The 23,067-nt window shown below is 51.1% G+C and carries 23 protein-coding genes and 1 riboswitch; of the genes, 12 read left to right on the top strand and 11 right to left on the bottom strand.

Annotation, left to right across the window (positions count from 1 at the left end; translation table 11 throughout):
* Together cobW and GOV45_RS00820 are read right to left on the bottom strand one after the other, a co-directional pair.
* Nucleotides 1–1,056, bottom strand: a complete 1,056-nt coding sequence (gene cobW, locus GOV45_RS00825; RefSeq protein WP_170472942.1) for a cobalamin biosynthesis protein CobW — start codon at nucleotides 1,054–1,056, stop codon at nucleotides 1–3.
* Between the two features lie 3 nt (nucleotides 1,057–1,059).
* Nucleotides 1,060–1,443, bottom strand: a complete 384-nt coding sequence (locus GOV45_RS00820; RefSeq protein ID WP_170472939.1) for a DUF1636 family protein — start codon at nucleotides 1,441–1,443, stop codon at nucleotides 1,060–1,062.
* Nucleotides 1,444–1,527: 84 nt separating this feature from the next.
* A riboswitch (cobalamin riboswitch) is annotated at nucleotides 1,528–1,735 on the bottom strand.
* Between the two features lie 147 nt (nucleotides 1,736–1,882).
* Here GOV45_RS00820 and GOV45_RS00815 point away from each other — a divergent pair.
* From GOV45_RS00815 to GOV45_RS00795, 4 genes are all read left to right on the top strand, one after another.
* Nucleotides 1,883–2,842, top strand: a complete 960-nt coding sequence (locus GOV45_RS00815; protein WP_170472936.1) for an NAD(P)-dependent oxidoreductase — start codon at nucleotides 1,883–1,885, stop codon at nucleotides 2,840–2,842.
* Nucleotides 2,843–2,997: 155 nt separating this feature from the next.
* The gene (locus tag GOV45_RS23195) at nucleotides 2,998–4,608 is read left to right on the top strand and encodes a glycosyltransferase family 2 protein (RefSeq protein WP_254447874.1); all 1,611 of its coding nucleotides are present in this window, start codon (nucleotides 2,998–3,000) and stop codon (nucleotides 4,606–4,608) included.
* Nucleotides 4,609–4,645: 37 nt separating this feature from the next.
* Nucleotides 4,646–4,846, top strand: a complete 201-nt coding sequence (locus tag GOV45_RS00800; protein WP_170472934.1) for a hypothetical protein — start codon at nucleotides 4,646–4,648, stop codon at nucleotides 4,844–4,846.
* A 1,082-nt stretch (nucleotides 4,847–5,928) separates the two neighbouring features.
* Nucleotides 5,929–6,600 carry a hypothetical protein gene (locus tag GOV45_RS00795; protein WP_170472931.1) on the top strand — a complete coding sequence of 224 codons (672 nt, stop codon included), beginning with the start codon at nucleotides 5,929–5,931 and terminating at the stop codon, nucleotides 6,598–6,600.
* A 591-nt stretch (nucleotides 6,601–7,191) separates the two neighbouring features.
* Here GOV45_RS00795 and GOV45_RS00790 read toward each other — a convergent pair.
* On the bottom strand, nucleotides 7,192–7,542 hold the full coding sequence (locus GOV45_RS00790; protein WP_170472928.1) for a hypothetical protein: 351 nt from the start codon (nucleotides 7,540–7,542) through the stop codon (nucleotides 7,192–7,194).
* Between the two features lie 270 nt (nucleotides 7,543–7,812).
* Between GOV45_RS00790 and GOV45_RS00785 the strand changes: the two genes are divergently transcribed.
* The 4 genes from GOV45_RS00785 to GOV45_RS00770 all read left to right on the top strand — a co-directional run bounded on the left by GOV45_RS00785 (nucleotide 7,813) and on the right by GOV45_RS00770 (nucleotide 10,457).
* Nucleotides 7,813–8,307, top strand: a complete 495-nt coding sequence (locus GOV45_RS00785; RefSeq protein ID WP_170472925.1) for a hypothetical protein — start codon at nucleotides 7,813–7,815, stop codon at nucleotides 8,305–8,307.
* 280 nt (nucleotides 8,308–8,587) lie between these two features.
* Nucleotides 8,588–8,938: a hypothetical protein gene (locus GOV45_RS00780; protein WP_170472922.1), complete on the top strand. Its 351-nt coding sequence runs from the start codon at nucleotides 8,588–8,590 to the stop codon at nucleotides 8,936–8,938.
* Nucleotides 8,939–8,958: 20 nt separating this feature from the next.
* Complete coding sequence (locus tag GOV45_RS00775; protein ID WP_170472920.1) at nucleotides 8,959–9,261, top strand: hypothetical protein; 303 nt, start codon at nucleotides 8,959–8,961, stop codon at nucleotides 9,259–9,261.
* A gap of 701 nt (nucleotides 9,262–9,962) precedes the next feature.
* Nucleotides 9,963–10,457, top strand: coding sequence for a hypothetical protein (locus GOV45_RS00770; RefSeq protein WP_170472918.1), 495 nt, complete (start codon nucleotides 9,963–9,965; stop codon nucleotides 10,455–10,457).
* Between the two features lie 130 nt (nucleotides 10,458–10,587).
* Here GOV45_RS00770 and GOV45_RS00765 read toward each other — a convergent pair whose 3' ends face one another.
* The 8 genes from GOV45_RS00765 to GOV45_RS00730 all read right to left on the bottom strand — a co-directional run bounded on the left by GOV45_RS00765 (nucleotide 10,588) and on the right by GOV45_RS00730 (nucleotide 19,536).
* Complete coding sequence (locus GOV45_RS00765; RefSeq protein ID WP_170472915.1) at nucleotides 10,588–10,827, bottom strand: hypothetical protein; 240 nt, start codon at nucleotides 10,825–10,827, stop codon at nucleotides 10,588–10,590.
* Between the two features lie 51 nt (nucleotides 10,828–10,878).
* Nucleotides 10,879–13,065 (bottom strand): zinc-ribbon domain-containing protein, encoded by a 2,187-nt coding sequence (locus GOV45_RS00760; RefSeq protein ID WP_170472913.1) that lies wholly within the window; start codon nucleotides 13,063–13,065, stop codon nucleotides 10,879–10,881.
* Between the two features lie 1,195 nt (nucleotides 13,066–14,260).
* Nucleotides 14,261–17,029, bottom strand: a complete 2,769-nt coding sequence (locus tag GOV45_RS00755; RefSeq protein ID WP_170472911.1) for a DUF5906 domain-containing protein — start codon at nucleotides 17,027–17,029, stop codon at nucleotides 14,261–14,263.
* A 72-nt stretch (nucleotides 17,030–17,101) separates the two neighbouring features.
* A complete protein-coding gene (locus GOV45_RS00750) occupies nucleotides 17,102–17,326 on the bottom strand; it encodes a hypothetical protein (protein ID WP_170472908.1) in 225 nt (74 codons plus the stop codon).
* A complete protein-coding gene (locus GOV45_RS00745; RefSeq protein ID WP_170472907.1) occupies nucleotides 17,323–17,673 on the bottom strand; it encodes a hypothetical protein in 351 nt (116 codons plus the stop codon). The genes GOV45_RS00750 and GOV45_RS00745 overlap by 4 nt, the downstream gene beginning before the upstream one ends.
* An 84-nt stretch (nucleotides 17,674–17,757) precedes the next feature.
* Nucleotides 17,758–18,162, bottom strand: a complete 405-nt coding sequence (locus tag GOV45_RS00740; RefSeq protein WP_170472905.1) for a hypothetical protein — start codon at nucleotides 18,160–18,162, stop codon at nucleotides 17,758–17,760.
* Nucleotides 18,155–18,511, bottom strand: coding sequence for a hypothetical protein (locus GOV45_RS00735; RefSeq protein WP_170472903.1), 357 nt, complete (start codon nucleotides 18,509–18,511; stop codon nucleotides 18,155–18,157). The genes GOV45_RS00740 and GOV45_RS00735 overlap by 8 nt, the downstream gene beginning before the upstream one ends.
* Entirely contained in the window at nucleotides 18,508–19,536 is a 1,029-nt protein-coding gene (locus tag GOV45_RS00730) for a tyrosine-type recombinase/integrase (RefSeq protein WP_170472900.1), read from the bottom strand. The genes GOV45_RS00735 and GOV45_RS00730 overlap by 4 nt, the downstream gene beginning before the upstream one ends.
* A gap of 80 nt (nucleotides 19,537–19,616) precedes the next feature.
* Between GOV45_RS00730 and dusA the strand changes: the two genes are divergently transcribed.
* The 4 genes from dusA to GOV45_RS00710 are packed head-to-tail and all read left to right on the top strand — an operon-like array spanning nucleotide 19,617 to nucleotide 23,042.
* Nucleotides 19,617–20,645 (top strand): tRNA dihydrouridine(20/20a) synthase DusA, encoded by a 1,029-nt coding sequence (dusA, locus tag GOV45_RS00725; RefSeq protein ID WP_170472898.1) that lies wholly within the window; start codon nucleotides 19,617–19,619, stop codon nucleotides 20,643–20,645.
* Nucleotides 20,646–20,673: 28 nt separating this feature from the next.
* Entirely contained in the window at nucleotides 20,674–21,498 is an 825-nt protein-coding gene (locus GOV45_RS00720; protein ID WP_170472897.1) for a sulfite exporter TauE/SafE family protein, read from the top strand.
* Nucleotides 21,492–22,277, top strand: a complete 786-nt coding sequence (locus GOV45_RS00715; protein WP_170472895.1) for a hypothetical protein — start codon at nucleotides 21,492–21,494, stop codon at nucleotides 22,275–22,277. The genes GOV45_RS00720 and GOV45_RS00715 overlap by 7 nt, the downstream gene beginning before the upstream one ends.
* A gap of 36 nt (nucleotides 22,278–22,313) precedes the next feature.
* Nucleotides 22,314–23,042: an STAS/SEC14 domain-containing protein gene (locus GOV45_RS00710; protein WP_170472892.1), complete on the top strand. Its 729-nt coding sequence runs from the start codon at nucleotides 22,314–22,316 to the stop codon at nucleotides 23,040–23,042.
* Nucleotides 23,043–23,067 lie beyond the last annotated feature (25 nt).

The following is a 23,067-nucleotide window of genomic DNA, read 5'->3' as shown; positions in this document are numbered from 1 at the left end:
TTACTCGGCTGGCTCGGCAACACCTACAAGAATGTTGCGAATTTCTGCTTCCTTGATGTCGTCATGTTCTCCGATAACCACCAAACGGGATCGGCGATCTTCGTCAGGTTTCCACGGGCGGTCAAATTGGTGACGCACGCGCGATCCGACTGCCTGAACCAACAAACGCATAGGTTTGCCGGTGACGGCCGCATAACCTTTGACGCGAAGGATATTCAACTCATTGGCCAGATGTTCTATCCTTGCGACCAGATCTACTGGATCGCTCTGTTCAGGAAGATCGACGATAATGCTTTCAAAATCATCGTGTTCGTGATCATCGTGACCGTCATGATGCGATGGACGGGCATCCATATCATCTTCGGCTGCGGCTTCGAGACCAAGGACCACGCGCACATCTACTGCACCTTCGGCAACCTCGACAACAGGCAGGGAGCGCGGGGCTTCGGCTGCGATGATCGCGCGCGCCTTGGCTACGCCTTCGGGACCGGCCAGATCAGGTTTGGTTAGCAGGATAATGTCGGCGCACGAAATCTGATCCTCAAACACCTCGGACAGTGGCGTTTCATGGTCAATCGAGTCGTCTGCCATGCGCTGGGCATCCACGGCTTCGACATTTGGCGCAAACCGACCTGCAGCAACTGCTTCGGCATCCGCCAATGCAATTACCCCGTCAACGGTAATTTTTGACCGGATATCCGGCCAGTCAAACGCCTTTAGCAATGGCTTGGGCAATGCCAGCCCAGAGGTTTCAATCAGGATATGATCGGGGCGCGGCTCGAGCGCCATCAGCGCTTCGATAGTCGGGATGAAGTCATCGGCCACAGTGCAGCAAATACAGCCATTGGCCAGTTCCATAATGTTTTCGGCTGGACAATCCGGAATGGCGCATGATTTCAGAATGTCACCGTCGACACCCACATCGCCAAACTCGTTCACCACAACAGCCAGACGCTTACCCTGAGGGTTCTGCATCAGATGGCGGACCAGTGTGGTCTTGCCTGAACCCAAAAAGCCAGTGATCACAGTAACGGGAAGTTTTTCTAGGTTGCTCATTCGTCAGGCTCCAATCGGTGGAATGCGGGCCGCACAGTTTTTGCGGAAATGTTCAGGACGTTCACGCCATTTGACCAAGCCGTCACCTGTGGCGAGGTACTTGGTGGCGCCATCGACAATCGTCTCAATATGATCAATTTCGTTCAGGTTCTCATAGACAAAGGTCCAACGTGTCGGTCCACCACGCAGGACGATGGAACACCCCTGATTACAATTTGAAAGGCACTCGACCGCCTTTAGTGTTACGCCAGAAGGCAAGTCGGCCTGCTTTAAAGCCCGATGGAGCACTGTTCCGGGGCGTTGGGTGTCATCCTCGATGGGAAGCCCGCGCCGACAAGTCGTGCAAACCAGCAGTTCGACTGGTGCGGTTTCTGTCACTTCTCTCATCCCCCTTCTGCGGTACGTGGGGGACGGGGTCTCATGCGGGCCACGCTGTTCGCAATGGTCCCGACACCGGAACACCCCGTCCGGTCTGGATTTCGGGCGCTGGCAGGTCTCCCGGCTTACGGATGTCAGAGGAGGCCTCTGGCAGGTGTCCCGCCTTCCCGGCCATTCGGGCCAGTGGCATTGGGCACCCTCTCCGGTCACGGTCGCGGGGGCGGCTGCGTTTGACGGTTTAACCCGCTGACGCATTCCCTTTTCATCTGCTGTTGCAGACACCAACGGATCGGACATGCGGCACCTGCAGGCGCCTTGTCAAGCGAGTCGCTTCACTGGATTGCATTGGGGGGTTAAAAACGACCTGCCAGCGTCGGTGGGCGGCACGACGTGCGCCACTGTCTCGTGCTGGCATGTCCGCAAGAGTGCGAGCATGGAGTGACGCTTTATGAAAGTTGGTTTCATCGGTCTTGGAAATGTGGGCGGAAAACTCTCGGGGTCGCTGCTGCGCAACGGCATCGATCTGACCGTGCATGACCTGAATTCGGATCTTGTCAGCGACTTCGTTGCCAAAGGAGCCAAGGCTGCAAAAGATCCGGCACAGATGATGCGTGATTGCGACGCAGTGATTACTTGCTTGCCGTCACCTGCAGCATCAGACGCGGTAATGCAAATAATGTTGCCTGAGGTCGGAAACGGTAAAATTTGGATGGAGATGTCCACAACCGACGAGGCCGAGGTCAAACGGCTTGGGGCCCTGGTTATCGACCGAGGAGGATCTGCCGTCGACTGTCCGGTTTCTGGCGGATGCCACCGAGCAGCCACGGGTAACATTTCTATCTTTGCAGGTTGCGACCGAGGTACTTTCGATCTGATTTTGCCCTTCCTAACGACAATGGGTAGACGTGTGCTGCACACTGGAGAGCTGGGGTCGGCCTCTGTATTGAAAGTTCTTACCAACTACCTCGCTACGGCGAACCTGATAACATGCGCCGAGGCATTGGTTACTGCGAAAGCTGCTGGGATGGACCTGAACACGACCTATGAGGCAATCAAGATTTCGTCGGGCACATCTTTTGTTCATGAAACCGAAAGTCAGGTCATTTTGAACGGTTCGCGTGATATCTCGTTCACGATGGATTTGGTCAAAAAAGACATTGGCCTGTTTCAGGACGTTGCCGATCGCGCGGGCGTTCCGCTTGAGATAAACCCGCTGATGATAAAAATTTTCGAAGACGGAATAGCGCGTTACGGCGACAGGGAATTATCACCCAATATCATACGACGACTGGAGGAAGCGACTGGATTGGACATCCGAGCACCCGGTTTTCCCGCCGAGATGGAAGACGATGAACCAGAAGAGCCGGGTTACGAGGTGATCCCAGCCAACCGAGGAGCAGCTGGGTAACCAACCACGAGCGATCTTAAGCAAGGTCGGGGGCATGGGCCAATTCGGATCACTGCGCTAATTCCGCCAACCACCATCCAGATTGGACAAAAACCAAGCTGTAATTTAAACACAAAATCAATAATCCGTGGGTGGTACAGGCAAGAGAGCAAAGAATGACGGATGAAACATTTCTCATCGTGACAACGATGAAGAATGAAGGGCCTTTCATGATCGATTGGGTGGCATACAACCGATCGATAGGCTTTGATGATATTCTGATCTTTACGAACGACTGCGACGATGGAACTGATGCGATTGCCGAGCGGATGCAGGAATTGGGTTGGGCCCATCACGAACGTAATCCGGTCGGTCCCAAGGAGAAACCGCAGACTGTTGCTTTTTCAAAGGCCAGAAGTCACTCCAGTTATCTTGCTTCGGATTGGATTCTAAGTCTGGACGTGGACGAATATATCAATGTTCGCGTGCCCGGAGGCGACATTCGCAGTTTTGTCGCGGCTAGCGGCGATGCAGATGCGATCTCGATGTGCTGGCGCATGTTTGGTCAAGGCGGTCAAAACGACTTTGTAAATCACCCGGTGCCCGAGACTTTTTTCCGCGCGGCACCCGAAGACAAATACCCGCATCAAAGGGCGAAAGGCTTTAAAACGCTTTTCCGAAATAATGGGAAGTTCAATAGGTTTCGCGCCCATCGCCCCCGGATCGACGCGAAACACGCGATTGATCCCGACGCTCCTTATCAAGGTGTTCTTTGGCGCGACTCCGGTGGCAATCTGTTTCCTGCTGATCAGGTCAAGTGGCGTGCATGGCGTGGCTTCAGCCACGATTATGCACGTATTCATCACTATGCAGTTCGCAGTACCGATAGCTTTCTGGTTAAGCGTGATCGTGGCCGCACAAACCACATAAGCCAAGACCAGGGTTTGGAATACTGGAAAATGATGAACCACAACCATGTGGAGGACCGTTCTATCCTTGGCCATATGCCAAAAATGCACAAAATACGCGCGGAAATCATGAACGATGCCCGACTGGCTGAATTACATGATGATGCTTGCGCTTGGCATTTGTCTAAGGCCAAGAACCTCAGGGCCAGGTCGGATTGGGCTGATTTTGTTAATGTTTTGCAAAACACTGAGGTGGAAGCCAAGCCCGTGGCGAATCCGGTAACCGCGACCGTGCGACGGGGCAAGCGCGCCAAACAGCGAGAGCGAAAAGATGGTCTTCGACGCGAACTGTTGGAGCTTATGCCAAAAGGCAAACTGAGCATCGAGATAGGCGTTTGGAAGGGCGAGTTTTCGCAGATTTTGCTGGAAGGTCTGCGGCCGTCCAAGTTGTTCCTCATCGATCCTTGGGGTGTTCAGGAAGACCCCGAAGATGGTGTTTCGCTGGCTGGCGCACGCAGCAAGAAGGACATGGATCGTATTTATGAGTCTGTGAAGAACAAATATAAGGATGAGATCGCGCGCGGCAAAATTGCTGTTATTCGGGATTTTTCTGTCCCTGCGATGGACCAGTTCAAAGATGGCAGCATCGGCTTCGCCTACGTAGATGGGGATCACTCCTACGAAGGTGTAAAAGCGGACCTAAAAGCAATTTTGCCTAAGATGCAGACTGGGGGTGTCATCATGTTGGATGACTACCACCGTAAAGGATGGTGGAAAGATGGGGTTATGCGCGCCTTTCACGAGTTTTTGGGCGAAAACGCCGCCAATTTACGCATCAAAGCGATAAAGGGTGCGCAGGTTGCCGTTCAGAAGATCTGAATTTTGATCGACCTGACCTGCGATCGGAATTGTTCGGATGCAGCTTCGTTTGGTCGCAGAAGACTTGTCCTGCCAGATTGCGATCCATACACCGGATGCCGTCCTGGTCGCCGGCTTTGCAAAAATATCCACTGTTGTTTCCGCCTCAACCGGGCTGTTACGCGTTAATCGGATTTCTGGCGGCGTAACATCCAACGAATTAAACTTCGAGATTCAGTGTGACCTCATAATGAACTAGATGGTGGCCAACACGGTGGGTGTTTCTTGGCCGGACTCGTTCGCGCCGTTTGAGATCGCTCAAGCATGTTTCAACCAGTCGCGTCCTTCGCGAGAAAAAATTTAAACACGATCCAAAACAGCAAGCCCCAGACCGTGCAAGAGCGGGCCTGCTCCAAATTACCTTTTGGCAGCCTAGCGAGTCCCCGTATCTGGTGTGGTCAAAATTAACGTTTTCAGGCGTCGCTGTCCCGAAAGATCCGATTTGGTCGGAGGCTCAATTTAAGCCATTTTAACATTTGCGGATGCGGGCGCCAGGCATACAAAAGTAGCAAATGCAACTGCTTTCGCCATTACAACGGCGCTAAAGAAATTGCACAAAAAGGAATTTATCATTTTTGGACCCAGTTAGAGTTTACTTCCCAAGACGCATACCGGCGTGGCCAGATCGTGATAACTAAATTTTTTCAATCACAGGTTGCAGGTATGAAGATAAACTTTGATTTTCAGAATATGTTTATCCGTCAGGACGAATGGAGTAACAAGATTTCCCGAGATTACTTGCTGCGGATCACTTTCGCCGTAAAAAATTCGAAATCTTCCCATGTTTGACCTGAATTGCGTCCAATCGCTGGGTAAAGTCCAATTCGATCAGATGGAATTGCAGGACTGGCAAAACTTATTTGCAGTTATGACTGCTCGACATCTTTTGTAGGCTTGTTTCAGAGTGAATTTTCAGGATTGATGGGGCCACAAAAACCCATAGAGCTGCGATATGAGGCTAAATAAGTGGCCGCTTATGTATTCCTATCGATTTGCACACCTAGTTTGCAGATCGGCATCCTGTCGAATTGGAAGCCGCGAGATTGGTAGGCTCAGTACAAGGATCGTTGGGAACAATTCCGTATGGCCGCGTCGAAACTGCGACCGAGTTGTCTAAGGCTCCAACTCTGTCGTGACTTTTTGCCGAAAATATGGCGGTAAAAAGGCTCCGGGGAAACGCATGGGAACAATTGTCCTGCACCCTTGGGTTTAACTTCAATCGTATAAACAATCTAAAATAGTTTCTTGCCACAGCGGCGTTGGGCTACGATAGTTTGATCATTGATTGATCAAAAGTTGAGTGATTTTATGGATATACCTGATTGGATGGCCGGTGTTGCTGCGGTGGCTATGGTAATTATTTCTGCTTTGGCCCTGTATTTGAAACACGGGAGAAGACCCCCGCGAGGAACATTAGGCGGTGGTGGAGACGGCGGGAACGCTTCCGTCGGACGAGACGGTACCGCTGTTGGAAGGAACGGAGGTCGAAGTGGTGGCAGCGGTTACGGAGGCAAAGGCGGTAATGCTTTCGTGACCGGATCCGGAACATCAGTCGGTGGAGACGGTGGTGATGCTGGTGTCCCGTGGCGACCTGCACTTGGTGCTAGCTCTCCTTTGGGGCGACTTGGAATGGACAGTTCGTCATATGCTTTGTTGCCCAAGGACGAACTTGGTTTGATCTCAGCTGGCCGTGGCGGAGTAGGGGGCTGCCAATACTCCGAAGTGAAAACAAATAACGGAACCATGTCGTTAATCCAGTTAACGCGCCTGGTTCAACTTTGGTCCCCTGACACCATCGATATTGTGGATCATAAAACCCCAAAAGATGGTCAGGAGTTCTGGGACATCTTACGCCAAGTGGATGTTAATTTGGCAGAAAGAGCTGAAAAGCATGTTATGTCCAGTAAGGATGCAAAAGCTAAAGGTCTACCGCCGCCGAACCCATATGAATGATGGGTTTCGGTTCAGACTGACAACCGCATTGCACCAATCGCCTTGCCTGCTTAGGACGATTGGTGCTTATTTGGCGTTCGGCTTAATCAGTTTGTTGAGCTTTTTTGTCGACGCCGAGCCGTCATACTTGCCCACGGTCTCTTTGAACCAGGTATGGTGTTGAAGAGACAACAATGATCCAAGGTTCAACAATGCCGCAAGTTGTGGCGGCGTCCCGTGCATTTCAAACGGGAAGGCAGTGCCAGCATGACGCTGGGAATGACATCAATGGACTTTGATCTGTAGGACATTTTACTTAATAGAAACAAACGCTGATCCCGCGTTCTCGCTTACGGATGGTCCGCCAAGTTGCAGCTTTTGGTGTTGCGATGCGGCATTTGTTGTACCAATAGACCAGAGCAGACAACGATCGGCTGTAAACAGGCAGTTGTTAAAATGAACAGAAAAGACGAAAATTCAGATATTATAAATAATTATGGTGATTTTCGCCTTTCGGTCGCTCCTATGATGGATGGGGCAGAATAACTATAGTAATCAAATAGTTATGGGCAATTACGTGCAGTCAGTGTGCAGTGTGTGCAGGGCGGGCCATCAGAATAGGATTTCGATATTGTTGCCGTTGACTTCGATGTAAACGGCTACTTCGTCGTGTGCATCGGCCAGAACGCGCATCAGACGTGTGCGCCATTTCTCACAATCAGATTTGCGAGGCCGACCCATCTTGACGGGTTGGGGTTCATCAGCGGCCATTGTTGATGCGGGTGTTTGTTCGTATTCGATCTGATTCAGCTCTTTGTTCATTTTTGCACGCAGCTTCAGCACGTCGGCCTTATGCTCGAAGAACACGCGAGGGACGCATACGAAGCTGGTGAGTTGGTCTGTGTGGCCTTCATTGGCGTCTATGTCGCTGACCCGAAAAGCGGTTTGGCGTGGTCTACGCACAAACGCAGATGTGCAGAACGTAAAAATGCACACCGTTGCGTTCCAGCCCAAATACTCCTACTTCAGCCCGCGATGATGAACCCAACTACCACCGAAAGAAACACATATGAACGCTCAAGATATGCTTGCGAGCCAACGATCCATCAATCGGTTTGGCGAAATTTCACATACCTTTGGCCCGTCGCGACAAGCAATTTTTTCTGGTTGCCCGATATGTAACGGGGTTTTGAGAGCAATCGCAAAACGATACATTCACGTCGGTATGAAATAATGAGTGGTGATACAATGAAGTCGTTGCTTTTGGCGGGAGTTAGCATTGCTATGACGGCTGTTTCTACGCCATCATTGGCCCAAGAGAAACAACTAACACCTGACGTTTTCAAACGGGCTTTTGTCAAAATCATCGACGAGGCTTCGGACGGGTGCTGGACAAATATCAAAGAAGCTAAAAGATACGCTGAAGACCAATTTGAGTTGGCTGGGTTCCCTGTTGACCGTGAAATGAACGAAATAACTGACCTAAATGAAGCTGAAATCGTAATTTGGCTTACTGGAAAGCGTAGGGATAATGGCATTTGCTTTGGCTCATACTCAGCCTCTGTGAACACTCCTCTACATTTCGAGGAAATAGATAAGTACTACATTGCCCGTGTCGGTGCCGGCGCATCAGCTGATTATCTCAACAACGAGAATGCAAACACCGCTGTGTTGAACGCTATCAAAGAATTTGCGGAAAGTTGGCCAAACCTGCCCCCCAGCCAATAAAAGTTTGCAAATTATCACAAACGAAGAGCGTAACTTTTCCCTACTTTCGAGGTATTGGCCTGCTGACTATTGGAGCAGCGGAAAATTAAAAACACTGCTATCTTACTGCATCGGTATAACTGCATTGTTGGTCATACCTACTAACGCATTTCCTGTGGTTTGTAAGGATACTGAGAACGCTGAGACTACTTACACGTTTGCCGAAGATTTCATTTCTGGCATAACGCGGACTTATCTTGGTGTAAATCGATTGGGGCTAGTTATGGGAAAGGTTTGATTGATGAAACGGACAATAGCGGGGGTCATATTTTTGGTTGTGACCGCTGCATATGCGTCTGATCAAGAAGTAACTTGCACTTATTTTACTAGTTCAGGTCAGAAAGAAACGTTCATATTTGGCGATGGTTGGGCGGTTCATCAGGGCCGCGGCGTTGAAACTGGAAAACCCGTGCAGCGCGATTACCAATGCTGGCACAGCCCACCTCCGTTTTCGTGCTGGGACTACTCAGATGCACCCAGATACAAAGTATTGTCTCGGGAAGAAGACAAAGTTGTTGGCGTTTACGGTAACATTGAATCGGATTTATATCCGCCTTTGGTGGTTTACTACGACGTAAAATGTGACGATTAGAGAATGTGAATGGGGATGTTATGAAAGATGGTCGCTACCAAATATTCAATGATGGCGATGACGTTGTGGTTAAGGATGAGAACGAGACCAAAAAGATACTTGCGGCTAAATCTGACTTCAAGCTGCGTGTTGAGACTACGAAGGCAAAACTCCAACCCAATCACGGCGCAATCCTTGAAGCGGCTGCTTTATCACAAATGGAATTGGATCGACGCGCAGCGGAACAACAAGAGAAAATAGCACAACGCACAACGTATTGGTCAGCCTGCGTTGCTATTGTCTCGGTCATAATCGGTGCGGTTCTTGGAGCCTTGTTGTCCTAATCAGCAACTACCTACCACCTGCCTATCCGAAAGAACGACATATGCGGAAATTCAGACAAAATATCAGCGCCGACCGTTGCTGAAGTCGCTTCTCGATTGAAGGTATACAATTTATCAAAGCGGTCCTGACGCACAGCCCGCTGAAATGGCAGTCTTGGCTTGTGACGTTCAATCCTTTGCGGCCGTTTCGGTGTTGATCCAATGATGATGTTGGCGCGTATCACCTAAGTTATTCGACGTTTTACACTCCAAATTCCCTGACTAAGTCCCGCCATTGCGCGGGACTTTTTTTGTGCGCCATCAAATCGAACTTTGGCGTCGCAGTTGGCAGAAAATCACAAGCGTAGACCGAGCCAATTTCCTATTTCGCAGCTAGTGGGGTGCTGAGTTTAGAAAACGGTTTAACGAGCGACTTGACGATGGATAAGACGAAGACTTGTAAAGTGTGCGGAGAGGATAAGCCCGCGAACGCTGAGCATTGGTACTTAGCTAAGAAAACTGGTCTGCCAGATGGCCGCGTTTGCAAACCGTGCAGGATTAGCAAGGCGACGAATTGGAACAAAGACAACCCACATCGCAGAAAAGAAATCTCGCACAAATATGACACAAGCGAACGTGGCAAAGAACTTGGTAGAAAAAACGCTAAGGCTTACTATTGGCGTAACCCTGAAAAATGTCGGGAAAAGGCGTTAGAACGCTCCGTGGTGTCATACAGAGAAAAGTATGGCGTTTGTCCCGAATACACTCGCAAGCACATTGAACGCTCGGCAGCTTATCATAAAGCCAATCCCGAGTGGGCGGCAGAACGCCAACAGGCGTATCGCAAAAGACATCCTGACCGAATTGCCGCAAGAGCGGAGCGTGATCGGGAAAAAAACAACGCCAGAATGCGCGCGTATAAAAAAGCAAATCCCGAAATCCGTGCCGCTGAGAACGCGGTACGTCGCGCCGCGAAAATGGATCGAACGCCGAACTGGCTAACCAAAGAGCAGAGAGCTGAAATGCGTCTCGCTTATGCGATGCGAACAAATTTAGAATACGAAACTGGAGAGCAGCATCACGTTGACCACATCGTTCCGCTTCAAGGCGAGAATATTTCAGGTCTACACGTACCTTGGAACCTGCGGGTAATATCTGCTTTTGAGAACGTATCCAAAGGTAACAAGTTCGAAACCGAGTGGGATGACCAAGATTGAGTGAACGCTATAGGGATCGGTAGTATGCGGGGCTTTTTTAAAGCCCGCCACGACCGTTGCGGGGTATCGTGGCGGGCTGGGTCAGCAGGGAGGCAATAGTATGGGAATAAACCCTGCTGACTTTGCTATGTTAAGGTCTTACTAATTCAATGCACGGATGATGGTGGGAAAGACGTTGTGAGAAAAACAGACGGTCAATTTTTTGCGGGTTGGCTTCGTGCCGAAGCATCTGCCGCACAAGGTCGATCCGATGCCGCCACAGGGTTTCGTAAACAGTATCCAGAACGCCTTCAGCCGCAGACCAAATCGCAGTCTGGATCACGGGTTCGCCCGCTTTCAAAATCAGAACGCCAATTTCTTCAGCGTTCACCCAAAGCGCGATGCCGAGTGCAAAAGAAGCCTTGCGTTTAATTTACACTTCCTACCCTTTGAACACACGACGTCCGGTACAAAATGGGCAGTAGCCGAGTTTTCGGTTCGGGTTTGCTAAATTGCTTGGCGAATTCTCCCATTCGTGGCGTTGATTTTCTGGACATACCCACCAGCGATATGTGGAAGAGCCGCTTTTGACGTCATCAGGAGTAACTTTGCCGTTTTTGGTTGGATGCCACATCCGAGCGATTTCGGGGTGGGTGGACGCCAACGGCGGATTTCGCTCTTCACGACAATGTGGGCAGAAGTTGTCCGGGAGATGGTGTTGCAATTTGTCGGGTGTTTGCTGCCATTCGTGGTCAGGGTTTTGCGAGCATAGCCACCAGCGTTTTATCCCTGAGCCAGCCTTTGTATTTTCTGGCGTAGCTTCACCATTTCTCTTTGGGTGCCAAACCGCGGCCATATCGGGGCGGGTCACCGCCATACAGTTTTCCGGAGTTGCTTTCCTTCCACTACAGCAAGGGCATTTCGCGTTGTAGTAGTCTCTCATCCCTATTGACGCCTCCCATTCGTGACCCTTATCGCACTGCCACCATACTTTATGACCAGAACGTGCGGTGAAGTTCGATGGAGTGAGAGGTCTGTTTCGTTTTGGATGCCATTCTGCGGCAAGCGTTGGATTCAGGCTCGCCAACGATTTCTCAGGGAGTGGCGACGGGAATAAGTCTAGATACTTGCGATACAAGTCATCGTTCAAAAAGTCAGAATGCGAGAGGTAGCGATCTTCTGCTATCTTCTCTAGTCCAACACGCAAAACCAATTCGTTCATAGTTTCCTTGCTAAGGAGCGAACCGCCAGGAACGATAATATCTTCATCTGACAATGCAGGCAGTGGCGCTTCCCTTACTCTGAACAGTTTTATGCCGCGAGCCTGAATAATCGTCTGCTTCTTCTTGTCTTTTTCCTCCTTGTCGCGGTGCCAGTAATCACCATCGTACTCTATCGCAACTGATAAACTGGGTAGGTAGACATCAACTTCGACACCGTCGATTTTATGACGCCATTCAACGTCGCCTACTAATGCATGTAACTCTGTCAGAATTCGAATTTCGTTTTTCGAGTACTGGATGCGGTTGCTGCACTTCGGACAGACAGTTCCTTGCATTGTCCTCGTGGCAATATCTGTCTTCCATTCGTGACCATTCTCACAGCGCCACCAGACCACCTTGTTTGATTTAGGCGTTACGTCTGTTGGGTTAAGTTTGTTCTTTGTAGGATGCCACTCGGCGGCAACGTCTGGATGGTTGGTCGCGAGGTTTCGCTCGGCACTGGCTCGTCTGCCCGAACAAAATGAACAACCCGTACCAACTCCGTCGTTTGGATTGGTTCGAGAATAAATTGCTGCTTGCCACTCATGACCATTTTGACAACGCCACCAAACTACATCATTGCTCCCCGACACATAGAAACTCGGCGGTTTCTCATTCTTGTCGTGATGCCATTCTTTACAAACGGTCGGGTTCTCCGTTTGGAGATTCTGATGCTCAGTAGCCTTTCGATAAGAGTCACCGCGAATTTCCTTGGAACACTCAGGGCATCCATATACCCGCATAGCCCTGTTGCTTGGGCTTTCGCGCCAAGTATGCCCCTCAGAGCATTTCCAACGAACTTTCTTGTTTGAAGTAGCCAGAACCTTTTCGGGTTGTTCTTTGTTTTCCGGATGCCACTCTCTCGCCATTTCGGGATGCAAAAACGCAAAGTTATTGTCACCACATACTTTTCTGTTTGTGCAATAAGGACAGCCGCGAAGAATGGTATTTTGCGATGAGTTTCTGTTACTGATGGGAGCCTGCCAATCGTGTCCTTTCTCGCATCGCCACCAAACTTTCGCGGAACTACGCGGGGTATAGTCCCTTGGCTTTTTTTTGTTTTTTTCGTTGTTCCACTCTTTGCACAGCGAAGGGTTTGCGACTTCCAAGTTGTTTTCAGCCGTTGCCAACTTACCCGAGCAATACGGACAACCATTACCCAGTCTTGTCCTATTGGATATTGGCGCAGACCATTCGTGTCCATTTTGGCAACGCCACCAAACTTTTTTCGAAGTTCCCTTGGTAAAGTCTTCAGGCGTCTTCGAGCCGTTCTCAGTGCGATGAAACTCTGCAGCTAACTCGGGAAAGTCGGACAAAAGCTGTTTGTCGCTCGGTAATTTTGGAAAGAGTTCAAGTTGCCGTTTCATAGCCATTCAGTCTTTGAAATCAATTGCGGAAAGTATTCGCATTTTGTGTGTAGGAACGGACATCCGTGCGAGCAAAATATCTAGATCACCCAGAGGCGTTGCCACAGTCAAAAAGACCTTCATTACCAACCCTTTTCACTCACAAGACTAATCAGCTTGAAGTCGAAATAGTCATATATCCGAGCGTTACTTGCGAAACGACGTCAATAATATGCGAATTTCTGACAATCTTCCTGGATGAGCAACGGATGGGCAGATCAGAATAAGTAATTGGCCGGCTTTCAAAAGCATCGGAGATCAAAGAATGCGAAATGAACGCAAGTTCAGCCACCGGTAGTGCAAACCACATCGGAGAGTGGGGAAATTTGGCTGGATTAGGGGGTCTGACGCGTGATCGTTTTCACCAATCACTCACGTTGGTCTCGTGTCCCCCCGCCGTAAAGCTCTAAAAAGAGCCATATTACCCCCCCCTGCGCGTCGGCAGGCGCGAGTCGATGTGAATTATAACTAATTAAATTTATTTGACAATAAAATCTCATTATCTGATAAAATTTGATATCAGTTCTGGAACGGTACGACCCCTTAGAACGGTAGATATAAGATTTTTTCATATCGGCATTTTTGAGGTTTGTTATTGAATCATTGGACCCCGCGCGGTGCGGCCCCCTCGAACTCGGTTTGGTCATACCCTCCCCACGCTTGAACGAACGCGGTCGCTTGGTCGTGCAGCAAATGTATATACATTTCACATCATCGAACCAAATCGATGCGATCACGTGAAATGTGGATGATGACGCATCGTGTGTGGTTCCTGAATGAGAGTTTCAACTGGTACCTAGTCATAAACCAAAACGAATGTGGATATGGTGTTGGCGATCAGATGTCGTGGTCGGTGTGTGTGGCTGTGGCTAGGATAACTAGGACGTTTCGCCTGACCTGATCACCATCACGCTAGGACGTGTCGCGCAGCAAACCTCTAAGTCTTGTCCTATATTGCTGGTGCTGCTGATGTGGTTCACTGGAACAGGTTCACAGACGTTTTTAGGTCTGTTCTCTACTGTTCTTTATTTCTCTTAACCGTATCCCTTTATTCTACTACTACTACTACTTATTAAGAACCAAGAACCAGTAGAGTATAAGAGCATAAGAACAAAAGAAAAAATGTGGTTCACAATCACCAACTCATTGTGAACCATTAGTGATCCGTGAACCGAAATTGTGTGTTTGGAAGCGTTACAACAAAACCATACGTTAATTTCGTACCGTCCATTAACTCTACAGCCGCATTATAATCAGCCATCGGTACTTTAATTTCGCTGGTATTTATCCACGGCTTGATAATTTGGTCCGCGTTGTAACGTTCTATAATTGACGGGCCGTCTGTAGACATAGGCTGCTTGCTATATAACTGCGTCAATCTACGGTCACCAGATAGCAGACGAACGCGCGGCTTAACTTTCTGATAGCCCAAATTTGTCAGCGCCGAACTGATTGCGCGGAAATTGGGCCGCATATGCATTCTGTCTTCCATCATCAACCAAAGAATGTCCGCGTTAATCCAGCCGTTCAAAAAACCGGGGTGACCTTCTTCAACCAAATCTAAAATCATTGCCTCATAGCTGCCCATTGATGCCTCAACAGCTTCTTCATTGCTGGATGTCTTCGGCGCACGCGTTGCGCCAATCAGCGGATGGTTGGCATCGGTGATGCGGTACGTTTTGAGATAGCCAAGGATGGATGCCATCCCCCCATTGTTTGCCCACGTCCAGAGATTGCGGAAATACTCCGCATCCATACCGTGCGCTTCGATGTCGTAGGCTGTTTGTTGCGCGGTGAAGAACACGGCAAACCGACGGTCATTCACAGATTTCAAAATGGCGTCTTTGTAATTCGTGCAGAACATAAAGACGGCCAGCACATCCATCGTGATTTTGTTTTCGTTCATATTGCGGATTTCAACGCGGTCGCCTGTGATGTACTTTTTCAGGCGGTCCAAGATTTCGCGGCGGTCGGACATATGGATTTCTTCAACGCATATCAGCAGATTTTCTGCCAGATAGCCGTTGTACTTTTCGTGCATATCTTCGGGGTTGACCCAATGCGTCAGGTTCTGGCCAACGCAATATTCCATCACTTTCATAATGAACGACTTGCCGTTGCCTTCGGTGCCTTGCAGGACGGGTGACCACATCAGCTTGCGGCCCGTGTTCTGAACGACAGCGGCCATCCACGACAGCAGAATTTCGCGGTCGCGTCGGTTGGGCAGTAGCTTTTCCAGATGGGTCAGGAACGGTTCGGGCGGTTTGTTGTCGAATGGTATGTTGGGCATCTTGAGCGTGTTCACGGCTGTGCTGCCGTCCGCACGCGTCACGATTGCGCCGAAGTCGTATTCAGGTCGAAAGCAGGTAAATTCGGCTTGCGGAAATCTCATTACACGGTTTTCAGTGAATGCCTTCCAAGCGTCGGTTGTGGTCGCCTGACCATCGCGCGACATCTGAAACACCGCCCCGCCATAAGTCGCTTTGAACTGCTTTTGGTCCAACAGACCATAGTGGGGCGAAAAGATTTTGTTGCGCTTTACGACGTAAACACAACCCGCGAACCATTGGTCACGCATGACGTCAATGTTGGTAAAGTCGCCCGCGATTTGGACCGATTGCATCTGTTGTCGGATGCGTTTTAGCTCGGCCTTCAACGTTTGCTTGCCGATGCCGAAAGTACCTGACAGGCGGTCCAGATTTGCATCCACATCCAGCGGCGACATCGTGACCAATGGGAACAGGTGTTCACGCACGTGGTCAGCCAATGGGCTTTGATAGTCATCGTCCTCTACAGATGGCAGGGCAGGGGCTGCACTGGCTGAATTGTGCTGGCCTTTGGCGTGGTCAAATCTCCGCTTCACCAAGCTGCCTTCTAGGTCGGCTGGTAACGTGCCGCCCATAGCCGTGCGCAGCCGCTTCACAAGCGAGCCGAAACCGCTGGTCATATTGTTGGGCCACATTTCCCGATGCCACGTGCGTTCGGTCGTGTGCGGGTCATAGGCTGGGGATTTCTTCGACCACGCTTCAAACAGCGGCCAACCTAATTCAACGCCAATCGCGTTGTAGAGCGGAATTCCGACGCGGATTTTCCAGCCGTCCCAATCCACGGATTCATCATTGGGCATCAGTTCCATTATGCGCGCGCAAATCTCTGGATCGGCGTGCAGTCCCATTGATGACGTTTCGGGATTGCCGCCTGTCTCGTATTCGGATTTCGCAGGCACCATTCCGACCAGTGAAGCGACGCCCAAAGTCGCATCCAAGATGCGATCCATTCCCGCTTGGTCGATAACTGGCAAGCCGTCTATCGGGGGCAGGTCGTTCGGCGCGTAACCTTCCCAATTGTAGAAGGAACCAGACGGGTGTTGGCCCAATGCTGCGGCCTGTGATGGGTTGCCACTGGACCGCACGCCAAGCACTTCAATCAGATGTCCGCCCGTCAAAGGTATCTGGCGGAATTTAATCGGATCGCCGTGGACGCGGAAAAGCCACAGGGCCTTCGGCGCTCGGCCTATCCTAATCGGCCCTTCAACGCCCGCCTGAATAAGCGCAGGTCGAATTAGGTCCATTGCGGCTTGGTCTGTAATATCGACATCAAAACCCGCCAGATTGATGCCCATTTTAAGGCCAAGTGATGCCCCTGCCAGATCGTGACCGATGACTTCAGCATCGGTGATGTCGGTGCTATTCCAAGCCCGACGGCGCATCCAATAACCGCCTGTAGACGTTGTAATAAATTTACCTGGTGTCTTGCCGAAGGCGTTTGGTTCCAGTTCCAAAGGTGGATTTACCGATCCGTCTTGATTGCGTGTTTCGGGCTTCAACGCAGCGCCGACGGGAATGAGCGGGACAAGATCACCCAAATGGTAACCGCGATTTATTGCGGTTGTCAGATGTCCCCGCGTCGATATATCTTTAGGCATCATATGTGACCTTACTTTGGTAGGTGGGTTACTGATTGGGCCGACCGCTTCGTTTGGTCGGCCCGCTTCGTTTCACCGACTAAGCTGATTGAACAACTTTTCTTCGACGTCGCCCGATAGCTTTACGGACACGAAACCGTCGTGGCGTTCGCGGGCTAAGCGGACATAAAGACGGTTCAACAAGCGGGCCAGATTAGCCGCGCTTGCAAAGTCGCCCGTGTCGTCAGAGTGCGCCATAAAATAAACGGCATCGGCCACAAGGGTTTTGGCTTTGTCGGGTTCCAAAAGCAGGGTCACGACGCACCGCCTAACAGGTCTTTGTTGGTCACCTTGCGGCGCTTGTACGCGGCGTTCTCTACACGCTCGGCTTTGATCATCGCGGCGATGTCATCAGCGTGATAGCAAATCAGGCTTCCCCACTTGTAGTGCGGGGGCATTTTCCCACGGGCGCGGTTGGCTTGGGTTGTGGTGGTTTCCTCGCCCTTGAGTTCGGAAACTTCACTCTCGGTAATCAGACCGTGTTCAAGCAACATCGCCTTGACGGTCTCGGAGTATCGGGGGCGGGGCGTCGATGCAATCAAGTCTGACAATTGCGCCTGCAACAACGGCGTCAATGTCAGAAAGGTCTCTTGGTATTCACTCATATTCGGCACCTGTGATTCGTTAAGGTGCCTTCCAATAGAAACACATTTCGTGATGAGTCACGGAACCAGTAACTCGTTCCAAAATTATTTTCGGTTAAGCCTCATACGAACCGCGTCGGGTGAAACTATCCGCCCTGTCATCTGTTCAAGATTTTGTACAGCACGTTTCGCTGCCTCGCGCTTGGACATTTTACGTCCGTCACGTTCGGCCTGTGATAGCATCGCGCGAGCGTTTTCGACAGCAAGCGTGACGTTTGGGTCAGGCGCACCCTTGGCCGCATTAACGGCCTTGCGCTGGGCAATGAGGCTACCCACGGCAACCATACCTGCAGGTATTTCCATATCGTCGGATGTCAGGAAATCGGCGCTTGCATCTACTAACGCCTGCAATTCCGTTTCACGTCCTGTGTAACGGTTAACCACTTCTTGCGGCAAATCCAGATAACGGCCCGTCAGTCCGTATACACGGACGGCGTTGGGGTCACTCATCATCAAAGCCCGAACAGGTGGCTTCGTAAACGAGGCCTTCGGGGGATTTTTCAGGAAACATAGAGTTTGCCACTGGAATCATAAGAATTCGACGCGGTTCAATTACTAAAACTTCAAGGCTTTCAAATCTTCCCCAAATATACTTACAAACTTTAAGGTTGTTTTGGCTTTGGTGTTCAAAGGGTGTGTAAAACGATGTGCAATCCGCAGAGAACGTTCCTGCGGTCCCAACTGTAATGAGTGCCTTTCCGTCTTGTTCAATTAATTTGATATGCGGACCTTCGCAGGTAACCCCCGCTGACGCATTGCCAGCCACCAGAGCGGCAACCACTATTGCTGAAATTCTCATAATTGCTTGCCCTCCAAAGCGGCGTGAACATCTTGGGCGTTCAGGTTCGTGTAGCGTTTCAGATGTTTCCAATCTTTATGCCCAGAAACAACGGCAACCAACGGCGTAGACAATCCCGCCCTGAACAGTTCGGTAATCCCCAAATGTCGCAGGTCGTGAAAGTGCAGGTCTTCAATGCCCAGCTTGTTTACGGCCCGTGTAAAGGCGGTGCTGGCGCTGGCGGCTGAATAGGGGAACAAGCGGCCTTCTGTGCGCCCCTCTGCCTGCCTACGGGCAATGTCGTATGCAACTCCGACAAGTGGAACTTCTTGGTCGTTACGCAGTTTGCGTCTTGGGTCTTTCCTCTGACGGATGATTACGGAACGTTCGTTCCAAGAAATATCTTCAATTCGAATACGGCATATTTCGCCCAAACGCATTGCACTTGAAGCCGCAAAACGAATGATTTCTGCCATTGGGATTTTCTGGCGGGGGTTGTTCTCGAAATAGTCGCACAGGGCTTTGATTTCGGCCTCAGTAGGTATGCGGTCACGTTCAACGCTACGTGTGTCTATGCGCTCGGCGCTCAGACTCTGACGGGCGTTTTTGGCAAGGTCGATATTGATGTCCAGATTTTTGACGTGCCTTGCCCACTTCAAGACAGATGACAGGTTCGACAAGTCGGCAGCAAGCGTTGCGCCCGTTACGCCATCGGATTTGCGGCTTTCTACGTAATCGCGCAACGTGACTGCGTTCAGGCTGGCGATAGTGGTATTACCAATGCGGTTTTTCATTCGGGTAAGGTTGGAGTGGACAGTTCGGCCCACGTTTACCTGTTCAAGATACGCGGTAATGACATCGCCCAAAGTCATATCTTTCGGGACACTGATTGTGCCAGTGGAACCACCGCCAGCTATGGCCCTTTCAATATCCACGGCCCAAGCGTTTGCATCGGCCTTGCGGTCGAATGTTCGGTTGCGGTAAACGCCTTGTTTACGAACTTGGGCGCGATATTTCCCAGAGGGTAAACGTGTGATAGTGGCCACGGTGTGCAATTCCTGTGCGATTAAAATCAAACCGTGTGTAAGGAATTTACAAGCCGTGTGCAATATGTGTGCAAAAACAGATGAAATCGGGTGATTTAGTGAATAATAAACCATTGAATTATAACGCTAAATTATCTGTAGCACCTATGATTGATTGGACAGACCGTCACTGTCGTTACTTTCATCGTCTGCTTAGCTCACAGACTTTGCTTTATACCGAAATGGTTACGGCTCCGGCGCTGGTGCGCGGAGGAGCGTTGCATTTGCTCGACCATAGCCCCCAAGAACATCCAGTTGCACTGCAATTGGGGGGATCCGATCCGCAGGAGCTTGCTCAGGCCGCGATACTTGGGGAGCAAGCCGGTTTTGACGAGGTCAACCTGAACTGTGGTTGCCCGTCCGACAGGGTTCAATCCGGCACTTTTGGCGCCGTTTTGATGAGAGAGCCCGGTCGCGTCGCGGACTGTGTCAGCGCCATGCGAGAAGTGGTCGATGTCGATGTCACTGTTAAGTGTAGGATCGGAGTGGACGAACAAGACCCGACCGAAGTCCTCCCCGATTTCTTAGAGCAAATCAGAGCCAGCGGTTGCCGCCGTGTCATAATTCATGCACGCAAAGCTTGGTTGCAAGGATTAAGCCCCAAGGAAAACAGGGATATTCCGCCGCTGGATTACGCCTTGGTTTACCAGATGAAGGCTGCCTTTCCGGACCTGCATATCTCGGTCAATGGTGGCATCACTTCGCTTACTCAGGCCCGGGCAATGCTGGACGCTGGTTTGGACGGGGTCATGATCGGACGCGCCGCCTATCACCACCCAGCCGAAATTCTGGCTGATGCGGATAGGCTGATTTTTCAAACAGGGCAAACCGTTGATCCTTTTGAGGTGGTAAGAAAAATGGTGCCATATGTAGAGAGACACCTTGCCAGCGGTGGGCGTTTGCACCAGATCACCCGGCATATGTTAGGTCTGTTTGCAGGTCGTCCCGGAGCGCGCAGCTGGCGCAGGATGCTGTCCGAAGGCGCAGTGCGGAAAGACGCCGGGCCCATGATAATGCTGCAGGCGCTGGAAAGCGTTTTGTCCGCTGCGCAAGAGGACGCGGCGGTTTAATGCGAACCTTAGCCAGGGTGAGGGAATAATGCCCGAGACTATGTTGCTGGCCCAGATGCTGGGCCTTTTGCTTGTGATTGGCGCTTTTGCAGGGGTTCTGGCAGGTTTGCTGGGTGTGGGCGGTGGAATTGTTCTGGTTCCAGCGTTTTTTTACGCATTTCAAACCTTGGGTTACGGCGGCCCACAGCTGATGCAACTATGTTTGGCGACATCGTTGGCAACGATTGTGGTCACGTCCGTTCGGTCCGTACTGAGTCACAATAAAAAAGGCGCGGTAGACTGGGATATTCTACGTGGTTGGGGTCCGGGAATCGCACTCGGCGCGCTTTTGGGCGTGTTGGTTGCGTCATCGTTGCGAACTGAGGTTTTGCAAGCCCTTTTTGGCGTTCTTGGAATGGTCATCGGTCTATATCTGGGGTTGGGCAGGTCCGAGTGGCGGTTGGGCGACGCGATGCCTATTGGGGTGCGCCGCATTCTGTTGTCTCCTTCTGTCGGATTTTTATCGGTGTTGATGGGCATCGGTGGCGGCAGCTTTGGCGTGCCATTGATGAGCCTTTACAACACGCCCATTCACCGCGCAGTTGCAACCGCCGCGGGCTTTGGTGTGATAATTGCGGTACCTTCAGTTCTGGGTTTTTTGTTTTTTGAAATCGCGCCAGAACATCGTCCGCCTTTTACCTTCGGAGCCGTTAATCTGATCGCTTTTGGGATTGTCATCGCGATGACTATGATAACAGCACCCTGGGGCGTAAAACTCGCTCACGCAATGAATCCTAAACCTTTGAAACGCGTCTTTGCGGTATTCTTGACGCTTGTGGCATTGAACATGTTGCGAAAGGCACTGGGTTGGTAGGCTCATTCGAGGAGAGGGGTTGGATTACTTTCCCACACGATCCGGCGTTGGAACGCTGGGTAACGCACGTCCTTCCTGCAGCACGCGCAGCAGTAACAGATCCGGCTCATGCGCAATGGCATGAGTGCGAGGGAACCTGGTTCGTCGGCGTCGACGTTTTGGAGAATGATGCGATGGGCAGAGTAGGGGGTTCCCAGCCTTTGACCGGGCAGGCGGTTGATTTCGTGACGCAGCTTTACGGCGGCATCGACCTGCACAAAGGTCAGGTCTCGGTTATTTATCCGGGGTACCCACGTCCAAGACGGGATGAGAGCGAGGCCGCTGCGCGGTATCGCGCAAAACGGGATGCGGCCCACGTGGACGGCTTGAAACCGACAGGCCCTGATCGCAGACGAATTATTGATGAACCTCACGCGTGGGTGATGGGTATTCCGCTTAGCGATGTCTCTGCAAGTGCGTCGCCGATGGTCGTCTGGGAGGGCAGCCACAAAATTCTGGGCGATGCGTTTCGAACGGCTCTGACAGGGGTGCCAAATGATGCGTTGGCCCAAACAGATGTGACCGATATATATCAGGCAACCCGGCGGGAGGTTTTCGACCGCTGTTCGCGCGTCGAGTTGCCTGCAAGCCCCGGCGAGGCTTATGTCATTCATCGCCACTGCCTGCATGGTGTTGCCCCTTGGGGGGAAAGCGCTCGAGCGGGGCCGGACGGCCGGATGATCGCCTATTTCCGCCCAGAATTGCCCGGCGGAGTGGCGCAATGGCTCGAATTCCCGTAACCTCCTGCCATTGCTCTGTTTTGGAGGATAGTTTCAATGATTACGGTCCAAACGAATTCTGACGGTACACTGATCGAAGTGGAATTGTCCGGTGAAGTTACCAGCGCGGATTACACAAACACTCTGGTTCCGGCAATTGAAGCCGCACTTGCCGATCACGACTCCGTTCGGTTATTGGCAATCGTGACGCCAGAATTCAAAGGCTACGATTTGGGTGCAGCGTGGTCTGACACCAAGCTGGGTCTCAGTCACTGGCGCGGGTTTGACCGTATTGGTGTGGTGGCCGACCAAGGATGGGTGCAAACCAGTATTCGTTTGGCTGCACCGATCTTGCCTTGTCCAGTACAGGTTTTTTCGATGGAGGAACTTGAGGCCGCACGTCGATGGATGCGTGAGTCTCTCGGTTCTATTCATGTGACCGACCTAAGTGGACCATGCGTTCAGATCAGCTTGCTAGGAAAGTTGGACCCGGATGAATACAAGCAGGCGCAATCGGATCTGGACGCGCTGCTGAGCGGCAAAGAGGGGTTTCGTTTGCTGATCGATTTGCGCGAATTTGACGGCTGGCAAGGTTTAACGGCGTTGGCCGCCCATTTCCGCTTGGCAGCAGGGCATATCGGAATGCTGGATCGCGCGGCGATTGTCGGGGATAAGGCGTGGCAAAAGTTGGCGCAACGGACAGCAAGTCATCTTCTTGGCACTCGTACGCAATATTTCCCGTCAGCTGAAATTGAAAGCGCAAAAACCTGGCTAGCCGCAGGATAACCGCACCGTAGAATGTATGATGGAA

This window comes from Ruegeria arenilitoris (assembly GCF_013035425.1).
GTDB classification, from domain to species: Bacteria; Pseudomonadota; Alphaproteobacteria; order Rhodobacterales; family Rhodobacteraceae; genus Ruegeria; species Ruegeria arenilitoris_A.
The sequence above is the reverse complement of the archived record's forward strand: the minus strand, read 5'-3'. Positions and strand labels throughout refer to the sequence as shown.